At 76.3% G+C, this 19,060-nt stretch carries 12 protein-coding genes and 1 riboswitch; of the genes, 7 read left to right on the forward strand and 5 right to left on the reverse strand.

Features of this window, described 5'->3' with window-relative positions:
- Positions 1 to 257 precede the first annotated feature (257 nt).
- Positions 258 to 3,884: a cobaltochelatase subunit CobN gene (cobN, locus tag ACPU2J_RS26975; RefSeq protein ID WP_423834196.1), complete on the reverse strand. Its 3,627-nt coding sequence runs from the start codon at positions 3,882 to 3,884 to the stop codon at positions 258 to 260.
- Between the two features lie 53 nt (positions 3,885 to 3,937).
- Positions 3,938 to 4,035, reverse strand: a riboswitch (cobalamin riboswitch).
- A 462-nt stretch (positions 4,036 to 4,497) separates the two neighbouring features.
- On the opposite strand from cobN, the gene ACPU2J_RS26980 reads away from it, so the two are divergent.
- The 4 genes from ACPU2J_RS26980 to ACPU2J_RS26995 all read left to right on the forward strand — a co-directional run bounded on the left by ACPU2J_RS26980 (position 4,498) and on the right by ACPU2J_RS26995 (position 10,353).
- Complete coding sequence (locus ACPU2J_RS26980; RefSeq protein WP_423834197.1) at positions 4,498 to 5,856, forward strand: cobalamin biosynthesis protein CobG; 1,359 nt, start codon at positions 4,498 to 4,500, stop codon at positions 5,854 to 5,856.
- A 159-nt stretch (positions 5,857 to 6,015) separates the two neighbouring features.
- On the forward strand, positions 6,016 to 6,663 hold the full coding sequence (locus ACPU2J_RS26985; RefSeq protein ID WP_420079205.1) for a precorrin-8X methylmutase: 648 nt from the start codon (positions 6,016 to 6,018) through the stop codon (positions 6,661 to 6,663).
- Positions 6,660 to 8,165: a precorrin-2 C(20)-methyltransferase gene (locus ACPU2J_RS26990; protein WP_423834198.1), complete on the forward strand. Its 1,506-nt coding sequence runs from the start codon at positions 6,660 to 6,662 to the stop codon at positions 8,163 to 8,165. Before ACPU2J_RS26985 ends, ACPU2J_RS26990 begins: the two co-directional genes overlap by 4 nt.
- A gap of 145 nt (positions 8,166 to 8,310) precedes the next feature.
- Entirely contained in the window at positions 8,311 to 10,353 is a 2,043-nt protein-coding gene (locus ACPU2J_RS26995) for a UvrD-helicase domain-containing protein (RefSeq protein WP_423834199.1), read from the forward strand.
- Positions 10,354 to 10,377: 24 nt separating this feature from the next.
- On the opposite strand, the gene ACPU2J_RS27000 is transcribed toward ACPU2J_RS26995, so the two are convergent.
- The 3 genes from ACPU2J_RS27000 to cbiE are packed head-to-tail and all read right to left on the reverse strand — an operon-like array spanning position 10,378 to position 13,236.
- Entirely contained in the window at positions 10,378 to 11,163 is a 786-nt protein-coding gene (locus ACPU2J_RS27000) for a cobalt-precorrin-6A reductase (protein ID WP_420079202.1), read from the reverse strand.
- On the reverse strand, positions 11,153 to 11,902 hold the full coding sequence (gene cobM / locus ACPU2J_RS27005; RefSeq protein ID WP_420079201.1) for a precorrin-4 C(11)-methyltransferase: 750 nt from the start codon (positions 11,900 to 11,902) through the stop codon (positions 11,153 to 11,155). The genes ACPU2J_RS27000 and cobM overlap by 11 nt, the downstream gene beginning before the upstream one ends.
- Positions 11,899 to 13,236 (reverse strand): precorrin-6y C5,15-methyltransferase (decarboxylating) subunit CbiE, encoded by a 1,338-nt coding sequence (gene cbiE / locus ACPU2J_RS27010; protein ID WP_420079200.1) that lies wholly within the window; start codon positions 13,234 to 13,236, stop codon positions 11,899 to 11,901. Before cbiE ends, cobM begins: the two co-directional genes overlap by 4 nt.
- A 148-nt stretch (positions 13,237 to 13,384) precedes the next feature.
- On the opposite strand from cbiE, the gene ACPU2J_RS27015 reads away from it, so the two are divergent.
- Entirely contained in the window at positions 13,385 to 14,350 is a 966-nt protein-coding gene (locus tag ACPU2J_RS27015) for an oxidoreductase (RefSeq protein ID WP_420079199.1), read from the forward strand.
- Between the two features lie 74 nt (positions 14,351 to 14,424).
- Here the strand turns inward: ACPU2J_RS27015 and ACPU2J_RS27020 are convergent, their stop codons facing one another.
- Positions 14,425 to 15,402, reverse strand: a complete 978-nt coding sequence (locus ACPU2J_RS27020; protein WP_423834200.1) for a trypsin-like serine peptidase — start codon at positions 15,400 to 15,402, stop codon at positions 14,425 to 14,427.
- A gap of 290 nt (positions 15,403 to 15,692) precedes the next feature.
- Between ACPU2J_RS27020 and ACPU2J_RS27025 the strand changes: the two genes are divergently transcribed.
- Together ACPU2J_RS27025 and ACPU2J_RS27030 are read left to right on the forward strand one after the other, a co-directional pair.
- Positions 15,693 to 16,985, forward strand: coding sequence for a hypothetical protein (locus tag ACPU2J_RS27025; RefSeq protein ID WP_420079197.1), 1,293 nt, complete (start codon positions 15,693 to 15,695; stop codon positions 16,983 to 16,985).
- Positions 16,982 to 19,045 (forward strand): hypothetical protein, encoded by a 2,064-nt coding sequence (locus ACPU2J_RS27030; RefSeq protein ID WP_420079196.1) that lies wholly within the window; start codon positions 16,982 to 16,984, stop codon positions 19,043 to 19,045. The genes ACPU2J_RS27025 and ACPU2J_RS27030 overlap by 4 nt, the downstream gene beginning before the upstream one ends.
- Positions 19,046 to 19,060: the final 15 nt, after the last annotated feature.

Here is a 19,060-nt window from a genome sequence, read left to right on the forward strand (position 1 = left end):
GGCTGCTCAGAGCGGCGTCACGGCAGCCGGGGAGCGAAAGCCCGCACAGGTTTGCGACCCGGCCCGCAACCCCAAGGGAGGCCCGGCCGCCACTCCGTGACGCGGCGTTCGAACCACCCGCAGGTGTCGATGCCCCCCTACGAGGGATTGCGGCGGGTCGCCGGGGGAGGGACACGGAACGGCCGGAGGCCGGCTCCCCGGGAACGGGGAGCCGGCCTCCGGCCGTCTGCCGAGAGGGTCAGGGGAGACGGGCCGGGTCAGTCGGTTTCGGACTCCAGGTTGCCCTCCGTGTCCAGGTAGACCTGGCGGAGGGATTCGAGGATCTGCGGGTCCGGCTTCTCCCACATGCCGCGGGACTCGGCCTCCAGCAGGCGTTCTGCGATGCCGTGCAGGGCCCAGGGGTTGGCCTCCTCCAGGAAGGCGCGGTTCTCCGGGTCCAGGACGTAGGTCTCCGTCAGCTTGTCGTACATCCAGTCCGCCACCACGCCCGTCGTGGCGTCGTACCCGAAGAGGTAGTCGACCGTCGCCGCCAGCTCGAAGGCGCCCTTGTAGCCGTGGCGGCGCATCGCCTCGATCCACTTGGGGTTGACCACGCGGGCCCGGAAGACGCGGGAGGTCTCCTCCACCAGGGTGCGGGTCTTGACCGTCTCCGGGCGGGTCGAGTCGCCGATGTACGCCTCGGGGGCCGTGCCGCGCAGGGCGCGGACCGTCGCCACCATGCCGCCGTGGTACTGGAAGTAGTCGTCGGAGTCGGCGATGTCGTGCTCGCGCGTGTCGGTGTTCTTCGCGGCCACCGTGATGCGCTTGTACGCCGTCTCCATCTCGTCACGGGCCGGGCGGCCCTCCAGGCCGCGGCCGTACGCGTACCCGCCCCACACCGTGTAGACCTCCGCGAGGTCGGCGTCCGTACGCCAGTCGCGGGAGTCGATCAGCTGCAGGATGCCGGCCCCGTACGTGCCCGGGCGCGAGCCGAAGATACGGGTGGTGGCGCGGCGCTCGTCGCCGTGGACGGCCAGGTCGGCCTGGGCGTGGGCGCGGACGTGGTTCTCCGACTCCGGCTCGTCCAGCGAGGCCGCGAGCCGGACCGCGTCGTCGAGCAGGCCGATGACGTGCGGGAAGGCGTCGCGGAAGAAGCCCGAGATGCGCAGCGTGACGTCGATGCGCGGACGGCCGAGCTCCACCAGTGGGATCGGCTCCAGGCCGGTGACGCGGCGCGAGGCCTCGTCCCAGACCGGCCGGACACCCAGCAGGGCGAGGGCCTCGGCGACGTCGTCGCCGGCCGTGCGCATCGCGCTGGTGCCCCACAGCGACAGGCCCACCGAGGCCGGCCACTCGCCGTCGTGGTCCTCGCGGTAGCGGGTGACGAGGGACTCGGCCAGGGCCTGGCCCGTCTCCCACGCGAGGCGGGAGGGGACGGCCTTGGGGTCCACCGAGTAGAAGTTGCGGCCGGTCGGAAGGACGTTGACCAGACCGCGCAGCGGGGAACCGGAGGGGCCCGCCGGGATGAAACGGCCGTCCAGGGCCGCCACCACGTGGGCGATCTCGTCGGTCGTGCCCGCCAGGCGCGGGACCACCTCGCGGGCGGCGAAGGCCAGGACGGCGGCCACGTCGGCGTTGTGGTCCGCGGCGACCGCGGGGACCGCGGCGGGGTCCCAGCCCGCGTCCTCCATGGCCTGCACCAGGGCGCGGGCGGTCTCCTCGACGGCGTCCGCCGAGGTACGGGTGGCCTTCGACTCGTCGAGGCCGAGCGCCTCGCGCAGCCCGGGCAGGGCCTCCGTACCGCCCCAGATCTGGCGGGCGCGCAGGATCGCGAGAACCAGGTTGACCCGGGTCCCACCGGTCGGCGCGCCGCCGAGCACGTGCAGGCCGTCGCGGATCTGGGCGTCCTTGACCTCGCACAGCCAGCCGTCGACGTGCAGCAGGAAGTCGTCGAAGCCGTCGTCGTCGGGACGCTCGGCCAGGCCGAGGTCGTGGTCGAGCTTGGCCGCCTGGATCAGGGTCCAGATCTGCGCGCGGATCGCCGGCAGCTTCGCCGGGTCCATGGCGGAGATCTGCGCGTACTCGTCCAGGTGCTGCTCCAGCCGAGCGATGTCGCCGTACGACTCCGCGCGCGCCATCGGCGGCACCAGGTGGTCGACGAGGGTGGCGTGCACGCGGCGCTTGGCCTGGGTGCCCTCGCCCGGGTCGTTGACGAGGAACGGGTAGATGAGCGGCAGGTCGCCGAGCGCGGCGTCCGGGGCGCAGGCCGCGGACAGGCCCGCGTTCTTGCCCGGCAGCCACTCCAGGTTCCCGTGCTTGCCCAGGTGGATCATCGCGTCGGCGCCGAAGCCGCCGTCCTCCGCGCGCGCCTGGATCCAGCGGTACGCGGCCAGGTAGTGGTGCGACGGCGGCAGGTCCGGGTCGTGGTAGATCGCGATCGGGTTCTCGCCGAAGCCGCGCGGCGGCTGGATGAGGACGAGGAGGTTCCCGCGGCGCAGGGCGGCGAGGACGATGTCGCCCTCCGGGTTCGCGGAGCGGTCCACGAACATGTTGCCCGGGGCCTCGCCCCAGTGCTCCTCCACGCTCTCGCGCAGCTCGGCGGGGAGCTCGGCGTACCAGCGCTTGTAGTCGGCGGCCGGGATGCGGACGGGGTTGCGGGCCAGCTGCTCCTCGGTCAGCCAGTCCTGGTCGTGGCCGCCGGCCTCGATCAGGGCGCGGATCAGCTCGTCGCCGTCGCCCGAGACCAGGCCGGGGATGTCCGCGGCGGGACCGAAGTCGTAGCCGCCGGCGACGAGGGTGCGCAGCAGCTCCACGGCGCTGGCGGGGGTGTCCAGGCCGACCGCGTTGCCGATGCGGGAGTGCTTGGTCGGGTACGCGGACAGGACCAGCGCGACCTTCTTGTCGCGGCGCTCGACGTGGCGCAGCCGGGCGTGCCGCACGGCCGTCCCGGCGACGCGGGAGGCGCGCTCGGGGTCGGCCACGTAGGCGGGCAGGCCGTCCTCGTCGAACTCCTTGAAGGAGAACGGGACGGTGATCAGACGGCCGTCGAACTCGGGCACGGCGACCTGCGTGGCGGCGTCCAGCGGGGACAGGCCCTCGTCGTTCTCCTCCCAGGCGGCCCGCGAACCCGTCAGGCACAGGGCCTGCAGGATCGGCACGCCGAGCGAGGCGAGCGCGCCAGCGTCCCAGGACTCGTCGTCGCCGCCCGCGGAGGCGGTCGCGGGCTTGGTGCCGCCCGCGGCGAGGACGGTGGTGATCACCGCGTCCGCGGAGGCGAGGACCTGGAGGAGCTCGGGCTCCGGGGTGCGCAGGGAGGACACGAAGAGCGGGACCGGGCGGGCGCCGTGCGCCTCGATCGCGTCGCAGAGGGTGTGGACGAAGGCGGTGTTCCCGCTCATCTGGTGGGCGCGGTAGTAGAGGACCGCGACCTCGAGGGCGGTCTCCGGCAGCGCGGCCGGGGTGCGCTCCAGCGGGCCCCAGGTGGGGGCCGGGGCGGGCGGCTCGAAGCCGTGGCCGGTGAGGAGGACCGTGTCGGACAGGAACCGGGCCAGCTGGCCCAGGTTGGCCGGGCCGCCGTGCGCGAGGTAGGCGTGCGCCTCGGCCGCGATGCCGATCGGGACGGTGGAGGCCTCCATCAGCTGCGCGTCGGGGGCCTGCTCGCCGGTCAGGACCACGACCGGGCGGGTCTGGCCGGCGGCCAGGAGCAGGTCGAGGCCGTCCTGCCAGGCGCGCAGGCCGCCGAGGAGGCGTACGACGACCAGGCCGACGCCGTCGAGCAGGCCGGGGAGGTCGTCGAGGGGAAGGCGGGAGGGGTTGGCGAACCGGAACGGGACGGGGCCGTCCGCCGTGTTCGCCGCGCGGGCGCTGAGCAGATCGGTGTCGGACGTCGACAGCAGCAGGATCATGCGGCGGCAGGCCTTCCTCGGGGTTTCCGCGCCCCGGGCAGTGAGGACAGCGGGAGTTCCTGACTCGCCCGGCGGGGTGGTGCCGGGCTCACAGTGGCGGGACCGCGCCGGAATCGCACCGGGCTTCCTCCCATGTCGCCGTCCTCGGCGACGGCGGACCGTGCGGCCCGCCGGAAGGTCATCTTAGGGGGAGGCGGTACGGGGCCGGCGTGGCCCCCTGGGCCTCTGCCCGCGGGCCGCCGTAGGGCAAACGCGGGCAGGTCGGGAGGGGTCCGGCGGGCGGGGTCCGACATCGGTGCGCCCGGGGCTCCGCCCTGGCCCCGGGCGGGGGCACGGGGCGGGTGACGCCGACGGGGCGTGATGCGGGCCGGCCGGGCCGGGACCTGGGCGGGGAGGGGTCCGGCGAGGCCGGGACGTGCGCCGGGGCCCGGGAAGTGGCCGGGGACCCGGGCGGGGCCGCACGCCGGGACATCGGCGGGGACGCGGACGGGGAAGCGGGCCGGAACCGGGTCGGGGCGTGGGCCGGGACCTGGGCGGGGTCGGGAGGGGGAAGTGGGCCGGGGTGGTGACCGACACAGGTCAGGGCGTCGTAATCGTGGGTATGCTCGCCGCCATGCCCACGCCCCCCTCCGCCGTACCGCGGGACGAACCCGTCATACGGGACCGCGGTGACGCCTGCCCCGGAGCGCTCCGGCTGCACGCGGCGGACGACGGGTACCTGGCGCGGGTCCGGATCCCCGGCGGCGCGCTGACCGCCGGACAGGCCTCCCTCCTCGCGGACGCCGCCGACCGGTTCGGCGACGGCCACCTGGAGCTGACCTCGCGCGGGAACGTGCAGCTGAGGGGCCTGGCCGACGGGTGCGGCGCTGGTCTCGGCGAGCTGCTGGACGCGGCCGGGCTGCTGCCCGCGCCCTCGCACGAGCGCGTACGCAACATCGTGGCCACGCCCACCTCGCAGGAGGTGCTGCCGTGGGTCCGCGAACTGGACCGGCTGCTGTGCGCCGACGCCCGGGTCACCGCCCTCTCGGGCCGCTTCCTCTTCGCCCTCGACGACGGCCGGGGCGACGTCGCCGCCCTGGAGCCGGACGTCACCGTGCTCGGCCTCCCGGCCGGCCCGGCCGGCGGGCGCGCCCTGGTGCGGTTCGGATCCGCGGCCGGCGCCGTGGCCGTCGCCGCGCACGCCGCCCCGCGGGCCGCGCTGCTGGCCGCCGTGCACTTCCTCGACGCCGTGGACGCCGCCGGCACCCGGGCCTGGAGGGTCGCCGAGCTGCCCGCCGAACACGCCCCGGACGACGCGCAGTTCGCCGCACGGCTGGCGGCCGCCGGCATCGACGCGACGCCCGTGCCCGCGGTGGACTGGCCGTACTGCGCGCCGCCGCGGCCGTGGGGCCGGGGGCCGGGATCCGGGCCGCGCGGTCCGCTGTGCGTCCTGCCGCCGTTCGGCCGGCTGACCACCGATCAGTGGCGGCTGCTCGTACGGCTCGACGACCGTGGCGCCGGGATGCGGATCACCCCCTGGCGGACCGTCGTCCTGCCGGACGTCCCGCTCCGGGCGCCCGGGACCGACGGTCCGGCCCTGCTGGAGGGCGCCGGTCTGGTGGTCTCCCCGGACAGCTCCTGGCAGTCCGTCACCGCCTGTACGGGGCGACCCGGTTGTGCCAAGTCCGCGGCGGACGTACGGGCCGACGCGCGCGCCGTCGTCGAGCGGACGCGGGGGACGCTGCCCGTGCACTGGTCCGGCTGCGAACGCCGCTGCGGACATCCGCGCGGCACGCGGTGGGTGGACGTACTGGCCACGGAGGACGGCTACCGGATCGCCTCCCGCGGCCCGCTCCTGTCCGGACGGCCGGAGCTGGAGGCCGCACTCACGGCCGCTCGCGCGGCCGCCCCGGAGCCCGACGCGGTCACCACCGGGGCACCGAAGACAGCGGCACCCGGCGGAACGGGGCCGGCACAGCCGTGTCCGACGTGACGGAGCCCCAGGTGACTGAGCCCCACGTGACGGAGTTCCACGCGGCGGAGCCGCACCGCCCACGGCCGCACCGGGCGCAGCCCCACGCAGCAGAGCCCACGCAGCAGAGCCCCACCGAGCAGAGCCCGACGAAGCAGTGTCCGACGTCGCAGTGAAGAAATGAGCGAGTACACCGTGTTCGAGTACGAGAAGGACGGCGCCGCGATCTACCGCCAGTCCTTTGCCACGATCCGCGCCGAGGCGGACCTCTCCGGGCTGCCCGCCTCGGTCGCCCAGGTCGCGGTGCGCATGATTCACGCCTGCGGGATGACCGACCTTCCGCAGGACCTCGGGTACACGCCCGAGGTGGTGCTCCGCGCCCGTGCCGCGCTGGAGGCCGGCGCGCCGATCCTCTGCGACGTGCAGATGGTCGCGAGCGGCGTCACGCGCAAGCGGCTCCCCGCCGACAACGAGGTGATCTGCACCCTCTCCGACCCCTCGGTGCCCGCACTCGCCGCCAGCATGGGCACCACGCGCAGCGCCGCCGCCCTCGAGGTGTGGCGTGACCGCGGCCTGCTGGAGGGGTCGGTGATCGCCGTGGGCAACGCGCCGACCGCGCTCTTCCGGCTGCTGGAGATGATCGAGGAGGGTGCTCCCCGCCCGGCCGCCGTGATCGGCGTGCCCGTCGGCTTCATCGGCGCCGCCGAGTCCAAGGACGCCCTCGCCGCGCACCCCTCCGGCCTGGACCACCTGATCGTGCGCGGCCGCCGCGGCGGCAGCGCGATCGCCGCCGCCGCCCTCAACGCCATCGCGAGCGTGGCCGAATGAGCACCGAGCAGACCACGCCCAGGGGACGCCTCTACGGGGTCGGGCTGGGGCCCGGCGACCCGAACCTGATGACGCTGCGGGCCGTCGAGGTCATCGGCGAGGCCGACGTCGTCGCGTACCACAGCGCCCGCCACGGACGCTCCATCGCCCGGTCGATCGCCGCGAAGCACCTGCGCGAGAGCCACATCGAGGAACCGCTGGTCTACCCGGTCACCACCGAGACCACCGACCACCCCGGCGGCTACCAGGGCGCGATGGAGGAGTTCTACGAGTCCGCCGCCGCCCGGCTGGCCGCCCACCTGGACGCCGGCCGGACCGTCGCCGTCCTCGCGGAGGGCGACCCGCTCTTCTACAGCTCGTACATGCACATGCACAAGCGGCTCGCCGACCGCTACGAGACCGAGGTCGTCCCCGGCGTCACCTCCGTCAGCGCCGCCGCGGCGCGGCTCGGCACACCGCTCGTGGAGGGCGAGGAGGTGCTGACCATCCTCCCCGGGACCCTCCCCGAGGAGGAGCTCACCGCGCGCCTCGCCGCCACCGACTCGGCGGTCGTGATGAAGCTCGGCAGGACCTTCCCCGCGGTGCGCGGTGCGATGGAGAACAGCGGCCGGCTCGCCGAGGCCCGCTACGTGGAACGCGCCACGATGGCCGGCGAGCGTACGGGCAGCCTCGCCGACACCGACGCCGACAGCGTGCCGTACTTCGCCGTCGCCGTGGTGCCCAGCCGGATCGGCAACCCGGGCAGCGTGCCGTCCGGGCCGGGCGAGGTCGTGGTCGTGGGGACCGGTCCCGCCGGCCCGCTGTGGCTCACCCCGCAGACCCGGCGGGCGCTGGCGGACGCCGAGGTGCTGGTCGGGTACACCACGTACCTGGACCGGGTGCCGGTGAAGCCGGGCCAGGTACGCCACGGCTCCGACAACAAGGTGGAGTCCGAACGCGCCGAGTTCGCCCTCGACCTGGCCCGCCGCGGCAAGCGGGTCGCCGTGGTCTCCGGTGGCGACCCGGGCGTGTTCGCCATGGCCACGGCCGTCCTGGAGGTGGCCGGGCAGGCCGCGTACGAGGACGTTCCGGTACGGGTGCTGCCCGGGGTGACCGCCGCCAACGCGGCCGCCGCCGCGGCCGGCGCGCCGCTCGGCCACGACTACGCGACGGTCTCGCTCTCCGACCGGCTCAAGCCGTGGGAGGTCATCGCCGAGCGGCTGCGCGCCGCTGCCGCAGCCGACCTGGTGCTGGCCCTCTACAACCCCGGCTCGCGCAGCCGGACCTGGCAGGTGGCACAGGCCCGCGAGCTGCTGCTGGAGCTGCGTGACCCGCAGACCCCGGTGGTCGTCGCCCGCGACGTGGGCGGCCCGGAGCAGTCCGTGCGGATCGTCACCCTCGCGGAACTGGAGCCCGCCGAGGTCGACATGCGGACGATCCTGCTGGTCGGCTCCTCGCAGACGCAGGTCACCGAGCGCCCCGACGGCTCCCGGATCACGTGGACCCCGCGCCGCTACCCGTGACCGGCTGAACCACAGCCAGGGGAAGCCCCGACCCGAACCCCCACCGGGCCTTCCCCGGCCGGGCCTGCCCCGGCCCCGGCAGGCGCTCTGACGGTGGGGTTGCCTTGCGTCCTATGATCGTCACTCCGTGTAGGAGGGGGTTGGCATGGGGGCAGGCGGGGTTCAGGAGGCGCGGCGGCAGGAGCGGTTACTGCGCGAGCAGTGGGAGGCCGCCCGGCGGCAGGTCCGGCAGCGGGCCGTGCCCGACGGGGGCGGGCAGCGGGTCCTCGCGCAGTTGCTGGTGCTGACCGCGCGGGGCTGGCGGCTGCTCGTCGGGCGGGCCGCGCACGGCCGCATGGTGCTGGTGGGGCCCGGCGGGGTCTTCGTCGTCGGTGTGACGGACCGGCCCGGCGGCGAGCCGGGCGACGAGGAGGCGGGCGCGCTGCTCGCCGCCGCCCGGGTCGTCACGAGCGCGGTGGCCTCCCTGGGCATGTCCCCGGTGGCGGTCCAGCCGGTCATGGTGGTGGCCGGCCGCAGTCTCGACCGCCCGCTCGGACGGATACGGCTGCTGGGGGAGCGCGAGGCCGGCCCCGTACTCCTCGCGCAGCGGCACCGGCTGCGGGCGGCGTCCGTACGCGCGCTGGCCGACCACCTGGAACGGGCCCTGCCGGACCACGAGGGCGCGGCGCTGGAAGCGCCCCCGCCGCACCCCGGCGCGCACCCCCCGCCGTCCCGCGACGACGCCCTGTTCGACGCGGAAGGGCTGCGCGAAGCCGCTCTGGCGGGGGCGCGGGAGGCGCCCATCGAGCAGTGGATGACCTTCCTGCACCCCGATCAGGTGGCGCTCGTACTCCGCGACTGGTCGGGCCCGGCACGGATCAGCGGGCCCGCGGGGACGGGCAAGACGGTCGTCGCCCTGCACCGCGCCGCGCACCTCGCCCGGCGGACCACCGGCCGCATCCTCTACGTCACCTTCGCCAACAACCTGCCGCGGGTGCAGGCCACCTTCCTGAAGGCCATGGCCCCCGCCGTCGCCGGCCGGGTGGACTTCCGCAGCCTCCACGCGTGGGCACAGGACTTCCTCCAGGAGCGGGGCGTCCCCGTACGGCTCAGCAGGGAGAAGGCCGAGACCGCCTTCAGCCTGGCCTGGAAGCACGTGGGCCGGGAGGGCCGGCTGGCCGAGCTCGACCCCGCCCCCGGCTACTGGCGCGAGGAGATCGACCACGTCATCAAGGGGCGGGGTCTCACCCGCTTCGAGGAGTACGCGCTCGTCCCCAGGCGGCGGCGCAGGGCGCGCCTGCTGCGCGCCCACCGGGAGTCGGTGTGGGAGCTCTACGAGGAGTACGAGTCGCTGCGCGGCGAGCGCGGCGTCCACGACTTCAACGACGTGCTCGCGCTGGCCCTCGCCGAGGCGTCGCGGGAGCCGCGCGGGCCCGCGTACGCCGCCGTGGTCGTGGACGAGGTGCAGGACCTCACCCTGGTGGGGGTGCGCCTGCTGCACGCGCTCGTCGGCGACGCCCCCAACGGTCTGCTGCTCGTCGGGGACGGCCAGCAGACCGTGTACCCGGGCGGCTTCCGGCTCACCGACGCCGGTATCGACATCCGCGGCGACCGCGGACAGGTGCTGCGCACCAACTACCGCAACAGCGGCCGGATCCTGGAGGCCGCCCTCGCCGTCGTCGCCGACGACGCCTTCGAGGACATCGACGGGCTGCGCACCCCGGGGCGCCGCGACGTCGACCTGACGTACCACGACGGCGACGTGGTGCGGGTGGCCGCTCCCACGGCGGACGTCCACGACGAACGGCTCCTGGAGGCGCTGCGGACCCTGCCCGACGGGGCCCTCGCCGACACCGCGCTGCTGTGCCCCTCCAAATGGAGCCTCGGCCACTACCAGCGGCTGCTGACCCGGGCGGGGATCCCGGTCTGCCAGTTGGAGGGCTACGACGGGAACGCCGTGGGCGCGGTCAAGCTGGGCACCTACCGCCGGGCCAAGGGGCTGGAGTTCAAGAACGTCTTTCTGCCCCGGCACGACGAGCCGTCCGGGCACGGGACACCGGCCGGCCGCGACGGCACGGCGAGCGGCACGGCGGGCGGTACGCAGGCCGCGGAGACGGCCCGGGAGCGCGACGAACTGCGGCGCAGCCAGCTGTTCGTGGCCATGACCCGGGCCCGCGACCTGCTCTGGCTCGGCAGCGTCTCCCGGTAGCGCGGCGGCGGCCGCCCGCCCGGGTCAGCGGGACGGGGCCCGGCCGTCCCGGCGCAGCCGCTCCAGGGCCGCGGCGACCGACGAGGCCTCCGGCACGCCCTCCGGGACCGGGGGACGGCGCACGACCAGGACCGGGACGCCCGCCTCCCGGGCAGCGGCCAGCTTGGGGGCGGTCGCCGAGCCGCCGCTGTCCTTCGTGACGAGGAGGTCGATCCGGTGGCGGGCCAGCAGCTGCCGCTCGTCCTCCAGGGTGAACGGGCCCCGGGCCAACAGCACTTCGAGCCGGGCGGGCACCGGCCCGTCCGGGGGGTCCACCGACCGCACCAGGAACCACGTGTCGTCGAGGCCCGCGAAGGTGTGCAGGCCCATCCGCCCGGTGGTCAGGAACACCCGCCGGCCCAGACCCGGCAGCAGCGCCGCCGCCCCGGCCAGGGAGTCCGTGAAGGTCCAGGCGTCCCCGGCGGCCGGCTCCCAGCCGGGCCGGCGCAGGGCGAGCAGCGGGACCCCCGAGAGCCGGGCCGCCTCCGCCGCGTTGAAGCTCATGCGTTCCGCGAAGGGGTGGGTGGCGTCGACCAGGTGGGTGACCCGGTGCGCGGCGATCCAGGCCGCCAGCCCCTCGGCGCCGCCGAAACCGCCGATGCGGGTGTCGCCGGGCGGGAGCACGGGCGCCGTGACGCGTCCCGCCAGCGAGGTGGTCACCCGCCAGGCGGCCTCGCCGGCCAGCGCCTCCGCGAGCCGACGGGCCTCGGTGGTGCCGCCCAGGACCAGGACGTGCCGTCCGGCCCCGGGCGCGGCCCCGTCAGCAGACATGCCGGTCGCGTCCGGGGGAGTACAGGTGGCTGTCGCGGAACTGCTCGGCGCCGAGGGTGCGGCCCACCACGATGACCGCCGTGCGGACCAGGCCCGCGGCCTTCACCCGGTCGGCGATGTCGGCGAGCGTGCCGCGCAGGATCAGCTCGTCGGGGCGGCTGGCCATCGCCACGACCGCCACCGGGCACTCGGCCCCGTAGTGCGGGAGCAGCTCGTCGACCACGCGGTCCACGTAGCGGGTGGCCAGGTGCAGGACCAGCAGCGCGCCGCTGCGGCCCAGGGTGGCCAGGTCCTCGCCGGGCGGCATGGGAGTGGCCTGCTGGGCGATCCGGGTCAGGATGACGGTCTGGCCGACGGTGGGCACCGTCAGCTCCCGCTTGAGGGCGGCGGCCGCGGCGGCGAAGGCCGGGACGCCGGGGACGACCTCGTAGGGGATCCCCGCGGCGTCGAGGCGGCGCATCTGCTCGGCGACCGCGCTGAAGATCGACGGGTCGCCGGAGTGCAGCCGTGCCACGTCCTGACCGGCCTCGTGGGCCCGTACGCACTCGGCGACGATCTGGTCCAGGTTCAGCTGCGCGGTGTCGACCAGCCGGGCGTCCGACGGGCACTCGGCCAGCAGCTCGCGCGGCACGAGGCTGCCCGCGTACAGGCACACGGGCGCGGCGGCCAGGGTGCGGGCACCGCGCACCGTGATCAGGTCGGCGGCGCCGGGGCCCGCACCGATGAAGTACACGGTCATGTCTGATCCTTCTCGTCCGTTGCCGTCTGCGCCGGCGTCTGCGCTGCCGTGTGTGGTCCCGTCCGCGGTGTCGTCCGTGGTGTCGTCCGAGCCGCCGTCGCCGGTTTCGTCACCGACCACTGGGTGACCGGCATCGCCTGCCGCCATCCCGTGAAACCGCCGACCGGGACGGCGTGCGCCACCGCCAGCTTCACCAGCTCGCCGCCGTGCCGCCGGTGGCGTTCGGCGAGGACCGCCTCCGACTCCAGGGTGACCGTGTTGACCACCAGCCTGCCGCCCGGGGCCAGCGCGTCCCAGACCGCGTCGAGCAGCCCCGGGGCGGTCAGCCCGCCGCCGATGAACACCGCGTCCGGGGCCGGCAGCCCGGCCAGCGCCTGCGGGGCCGCGCCGACGACGACCCGCAGTCCCGGGACGCCGAGCGCCGCCGCGTTGCGGCCGATCCGCGCGGCCCGTTCGGGGACGCGCTCCACCGCCACCGCACGGCAGGAGGGGTGGGTGCGCATCCACTCGATGCCGATGGAGCCCGAGCCGCCGCCGATGTCCCACAGCAGCTCGCCCGGCGAGGGGGCGAGCGCGCACAGGGTCGCCGCCCGGACGTGGCGCTTGGTGAGCTGCCCGTCGTGTTCGTACGCGGCGTCCGGCAGGCCCGGGGTGGCGCCCAGGCGCGGCGCTGCGTGGGACGGGTCCCGGCGGCAGTCGACGGCCACCACGTTCAGCGGATCGCCGGGAAGCCGGTCCCAGGCGGCGGCCGTGCCCTCGTACACGTCCTCGCGTTCGGAGCCGAGCTGTTCCAGCACCCGCATCCGGCTCGGGCCGAAGCCCCGTTCGCGCAGCAGGGCGGCGATCTCGGCCGGGGAGGCGGCGCCCGCGCTCAGCACGAGCACCCGGCGCCCCTCGTGCAGGGCGGCCGCGAGCCGGGCCACCGGGCGGCCCACCACGGTGATCACCTCGGTGTCCTCCACGGGCCAGCCCAGGCGGGCGCAGGCGTAGGAGACCGACGAGGGGTGCGGGTGCACGCGCAGGGACCGCGGGCCGAGCTCCTCGGCCAAGGCGCGCCCGATCCCGTAGAACATGGGGTCGCCGCTGGCCAGGACGGCGATCCGGCGGCCGGAGTGCTCGGCCATGAGCTTCGGCACGGCCGGGCGCAGCGGGCTCGGCCAGGCCACCCGCTCACCGGCGCAGTCGGCGGACGGCAGCAGGTCGAGCTGGCGCGGCCCGCCGATCAGCACCTCGGCGGAGGACAGGGCCGACCGGGCGGCGGTGGTGAGCCCGGCCCAGCCGTCGGCGCCGAGGCCGACGACCGTCACGGGTATGGGGGGCGGTGCGGAGCTCACTGCGCGGTACCTCGGGGACGGGACGGGAACGGAAGGGCGGACCCGCAGCCTACTGGCCTGCGGATCCGCTTCCGGCGCCCACCCTGGCGAGGCCGCGCGCGTGTCCCGGTCTACGCTCGGTGGCCCACCGTGTGACGAGGGAGCTGCCATGCCCGGCCGGACCACCGCGATCATCCCCGACCAGAGCGGCCGGACCGCCGTCGTGACCGGCGCGAACAGCGGCATCGGCTACGTCACGGCCCGGGAGCTCGCCCGGCACGGCGCCACCGTGGTGCTGGCCTGCCGCAGCGCCGCCCGGGGCCGGGCCGCCGTGGTCCGACTGCGCGGCGAGGTGCCGGACGCCGCGGTGGAGTTCATGCCGCTGGACCTCGCCGACCTGGCCTCGGTGAGGCAGTTCGCCGCCGCGTACGCGGGCCGGCGCGGCGCACTGGACCTGCTCGTCAACAACGCCGGCGTGATGGCGCTGCCGTTCGGGCGCACCACCGACGGGTTCGAGACGCAGTTCGGCGTCAACCACCTCGGGCACTTCGCGCTGACCGGGCTGCTCCTGCCCAGGCTGCGGGCCGCGGGCGCCGGGGCCCGCATCGTCACCGTCTCCAGCGGCTTCCACGTCCTCGGGAAGATCCCCTCCGGCGCCGGGGGGCCCGCCGCCACGGAAGGGTTCGGCAGCCGGGACGCCGAGGCCGGCTACCGGCGCTGGATCGCCTACGGCCGTTCCAAGACCGCGAACCTGCTCTTCACGCACGAGCTGGCCCGCCGCTTCACGGCCGCGGGCGGGCCGGTCACCGCGGCCGCCGCCCACCCCGGCTACGCGTCCAGCAACCTGCACACGGGGGCGGCCCGCCTGGAGGGGCCGACCCTCGGCTCGCGCCTGACGGCCCTCGGGGACGCGGTCCTGGCCCAGCCCACCGCCTCGGGCGCCCTGCCCACCCTGCACGCGGCCACCGCGCCCGGCGTCGGCCAGGACGCCTTCTACGGCCCGCGCTTCGGCTGGCGCGGAGCGCCCGTGCCGTCGTGGCGTGCGCGGTGGACCCTCGACGACGCCGCCGGCGAGGAGCTGTGGGCCGCCTCCGAGCGGCTCACGGGCGTCTCGTACGCCGCCCTGCCGCGCTGACCGGGGGCTCCCGGCGCCGCCGGCCCTCCTGAGCCGCCCGCCGGGCCCCGGTGCCCCGGGGGCCCGCGCCGCGCTCAGTGCCCCGCGGTGGAACGCTCGTACAGGGCCCGGACCCGGTCGTCGAAGTACACGCTGTACGAGGTCTCGTCGTCGCCCCCGCCGTCCCGTCCCCCGATCACGCCGATCAGGGTCCGGCCGTCGGTCAGCACCGGGCCGCCGCTCGTCCCGTTGGGCACGTCCGCGCAGTCCAGCCGGATCTGCGTCGGTCCGGCCGGCCGGGCCGTGGTGCGGCAGTCCAGCGGCTGCTCGGTGGCGTTCGGGTAGCCCATCAGCCGTGCGGGCGCGGGCAGTTCGGTGCCGAAGCCGATGGTCCTGGCGCCGGTGACGTCCTCCAGGCGCTGCCCGGGATAGCCGGGGCGGCGCACCCGTACGAACGCCACGTCGGCGTCGGGGTCCTGGTCCCGCGCCCAGCGCGGGTCCACGTCGATCCGGGTGGGCACCCACACGCCGAACGGCGCGGTCCCGTCCCGGTAGCCCGGCACGAAGGCGAGGTTCGTGCGGAAGCCGCCCCCGTGCACGCAGTGCGCGGCGGTGGCGATCAGGTCGCCGCCGGGGGAGTGCACCACGACGCCCGAGCAGTGGTGGTCGGGATCGCCGTCGTTGCCGGGCGAGAACAGCGCGCCGGCCGCCGGCTCGGCGGGGGCCGGCCGGGCCTCCAGCGGGTCGGAGGGCGCCCAGCCGCCGGAGCGCCAGTCGGCGTCGGAACCGGACCCGGCGAAGGCCTTGTCGTCCGTCGGGGGCTCCGCGGCCTCGCGGACGATGCCGTCCAGCACCGCCGAGGCCGTCCGGTCGGCGCGCTCGGGGTCCTGCTGGTAGAAGCCCAGCGCCGGGTCGCCGTCGGCGCGGTTGGCGGCGATGCCGCGCAGTTCCCACGCCACGTAGCCGGCCCCGGCGAGGACGAGGGTGCACAGGAGACCGACCACGACGGAGCCCCGGGCCACGGCCCGGCCGTGCCCCCGCCGCCGTTCCCGCTCCCCAACCCTGCTGGTCATGTGCCCCCTCCACCCGCGTACGCGTCCGACGCTCCGTTCGATGGGGGGAGGGCCGCCCGGGTTCCGCGCCCGGCACGTGTCCGTCCTCACAGCCCGCCCCCGCCGTCCCGTGCACGTCCGGACCCGCCCCCGCCGTCCCGTGCACGTCCGGGCCCGCCCTCCCGGGCGCCTCCGTCCCGCCGTCCCGCGGGCCGGCGGCCGGTGCCGAACCCGGCGTTCCCCCCACCGGTCCGGACGCACGGCGCTATCGTGCCCGGGCGGGGCGAACTGCGCGAGGGGGCGGTGCGGCGGTGCGTTTTCTCTTTGTCCACGGCACGGGGGTACGGCGCGAGCGGCACGACAGGCTCTTCGCCCTGGTCCGCGACCGGCTGACCGCCCGGTTCCCCCGCGCACGAGTCGACTCCTGCTACTGGGGCGACCGGTTCGGCGCCACCCTCGGCGCCGGCGGCCGGTCCGTGCCCGGCATGCGGCCGCGCCCCGACGCCGCACCCGACCCCGTGGACGCCGAGACCGCCGAGTGGGCGCTGCTGCTGGCCGATCCGCTGTGCGAGCTGAGGGTCCTGGCCGAGGCCGGCTGGGGCCCGCCCGGGGAGGGCGGCGCCGCGTCCGGCGGAGGCCCCGCGGGCGGGCCCGGCGGGGACCCCGGCGACGACCCGTTCGCGATGCCCGGCGTCCGGCCCGCCGGTACGGGCGTCCTCGCACTGCTCGCCGCCCTGCCGCACGATCCGCCCCGCACCGGGGACGAACTCGGCGCCCTGCTGCACGGCACCGGGCTCGCGGCGGGCTACCCCGCCGCCCTGGACTCCACCGCGGCCTCCGCCGAAGCCGCCCGGGCCGCGGACCGGGCCGCCGGCGACGCGCAGGCCCGTGAACTGGCATCCGCCCTCGCCCGGGCCGTCACCGCCGCCGCGCTGGCCGACGCCGGGGCCGACGCCGACTGCACCGGAGCCGAACGCGACCGCCTCGTCGAACTGCTCACGACCCGCCTCGGCGGCGACGCCCGGGTCCCCGGGGCCCGCGCCGCGGCCGTCCTCGGCCGGCTCGCGCTGCGGGTCACCACCCAGCCCCTGCTCAACGCCTGGCGCGGCTCCCTCACCACGGGCGCCACCCCCGCCCTCGGCGACATCCTGCGCTACCAGGCCCGCGGCCACGAGCTGCGGGCGTTCCTGCACGCGCGGATCACCGCCGACCCGGGACCGACCGTGCTCGTCGGGCACAGTCTCGGCGGGATCGCCCTGGTGGACCTCCTCGCCCTCGCCGCCGCCCGCGGGGAGGCCGTGCCCGGGGCCCGGCTCCTCGTCACCGTCGGCTCCCAGGCGCCCTTCCTCCACGAGCTCGGCGCGCTCGCCGCGCTCGAACCGGGCGCGAAGCTCCCGTACGGCTTCCCGCGCTGGCTCAACGTCTTCGACCGCCAGGACGTCCTCGCCTACCTCGCCGGGCCCGTGTTCCCCGGCGACCCCCGCGTCACCGACCACGAGATCGGCAGCCGCCAGCCCTTCCCGGCCTGCCACAGCGCCTACTGGAAACAGGACGCCCTCTACGAGCGGATCGAACAGGCGGTGGCCGAAGCGGAGATCGGATGATCCCCGCCGGCTTCCTGCCCCCGGCCCTCGGCCCGCAGCGCACCTTCGCGCTCGTCGCCGGGGTCGAGCGCTACGAGATCAGCCACCGCTGGAACCTGCGCGGGCCGGCTCGCGACGCCCTGCGGTTCGCCCGCTGGCTGACCGGCCCCGCCCAGGTGCCGCCCGGCAACCTCCGGCTGCTCCTGTCGCCGCTCGACGAACCGGACGCCCTCGACTGGTCGGACTCCCCGGCCATGGCCGCCCTGCGCACCGCGTACCGGCCGGCGACCGAGGAGAACGTCAAGGCCGCGCTCCTCGACGAACTCCCGCAGTGCGACGGCGACCTGCTGTGGATCTTCTGGGCGGGCCACGGCTACCTCGGACCCCGGCACGAGCTGATGCTGCCCTGCGCCGACGCCCGCCCGAGCCAGATCCGCCACCTCAACCTCGACTCGGCGCTGCGCTGGTGGCGCACCGACCTCGTCAAACAGCGCAGCTTCCCGCTCCAGGCGGCGCTCGTGGACTCCTGCCGCGTGGACGCGCCCCGCGACGCCCGCTGGAACTTCGGCACCAACGACTACGGCGGCGGGCTGTCGGTGCCCGGCCGCCGGCAGTTCCGCCTCTACGCCTCCCGCGAGGGCGAGGCCGCGCAGAACGACGCCGAACGCGGCGCCGGCCGGTTCACCGAGGCCCTCCTCGACGAGATCGGCGGGCACTCGGTGCGGGAGAGCGTCAGCGGACTGCCCGTCGCGGCCCGCAGCATCCACCGCGCCTTCCGGGAACTGCGCGAACGCGGCGAGGGCTGGCAGCTCCCGCAGTTCGTCGTCGACCGCGACTGGGACGCCTGCTCCTTCCTCGACGAGGACCCGTCCGGCGGGATCCCGCAGGGAGCCACCCGGCTCGACCAGCAGGCCTGGGACGGCCTCGGCGGGCTCTTCGCCGGACGCGAGCCGCCGCGCAGCACCCACGAGGCCTACGCGTGGGCGTTCAAGGCGGCCGGCTGCACCACCCCGGTCGGCGGCGGGCTGCCCGGCGAAAGCCTCCTGGAGGTGGTCCAGGACCTCGACGAACGCCAGGGCGGGCGCGGCGGGATGCCGCTGGCCGTGCCCTTCGTCCGCTTCCTCGCGGACCGGGCGGCCGCGGCGGGCGACCCCGCGTGGGCCGCGCGGCTGGGGGAGTGGGTCGCCGCCACCCGCGAACGCCTGGCCCTGCCGGTGCTGCCCCCGCCGCCGCCCCCGCCCCGCACGACCGTCGTCCACGTACGGCTGGAGACGCCGCCGGACGGCGGGCCCGGCCACCTGGCCCGGATCTGGCTGCGGGGCCGGCGGACCGAGCACGTCTGGGAGTCGGAGGGCGCCCCCGTGGGGCTGGACGCGGTACGGGAGCAGCTCGTGCGGCAGCTCGCCCTCGCCTGCGCGGCGCCGCCGGAGGGGGACCGGGAGGAACCGGGGGTGTACCCGGCCGTGGACCGCGTCGAGTTCCACGTCCCGTACGCCCTGCTGGACACCGCCTTCGACCAGTGGCCTGTACCCCGCGGACCGGCCGGCCGGCACCGCGCCCTCGGACTGCTCCACCAGGTCGTGGTGCGCTGCCCGCAGGAGCGCGCCGACACCCGGGCCGCATGGCACGGCAGCTGGCGCTGGCTGCGCCTCCAGGGCGGCCGGCACCCCGACGCCGTCCGGGTGGTGGAGGACCACGAGCTGCACGACGGGCTCGGGATGGAGCTGGCCGGCGGGCCGGCGCCCGCCTGCGTCCTGGACCACACCACGGCGGCCCCGCACGCCGGACTGCTGGAAGCCGTACTGGAGGGCGGTGTCCCGGTGGCGGTGTGGCGCCGCGGGGGCGGAACCCCGGAACGCCCCCTCCTCGACCTGCTCGCACCGGCCGGCCCCGACGGCCGGCCGGACCCCGGCGCACTGGACGTCCTCGGTCTGCCCGCCCGCGTACGGGACGTGCGCCGGGCGGCCGCCGGCGCGGCCGCCCGGGCCGCGCACGCCTGCCAACCGCCGCCGGGGGAAGACCAGTTGGTGCTGCTGTGGGACGATCCCGACGACGCACCGGGCGTGCGCTCCCTGGCCTGACCCCGACCACCGACA

This window comes from Streptomyces manipurensis, assembly GCF_049570255.1.
In the GTDB taxonomy this organism is placed as follows: Bacteria; Actinomycetota; Actinomycetes; order Streptomycetales; family Streptomycetaceae; genus Streptomyces; species Streptomyces manipurensis.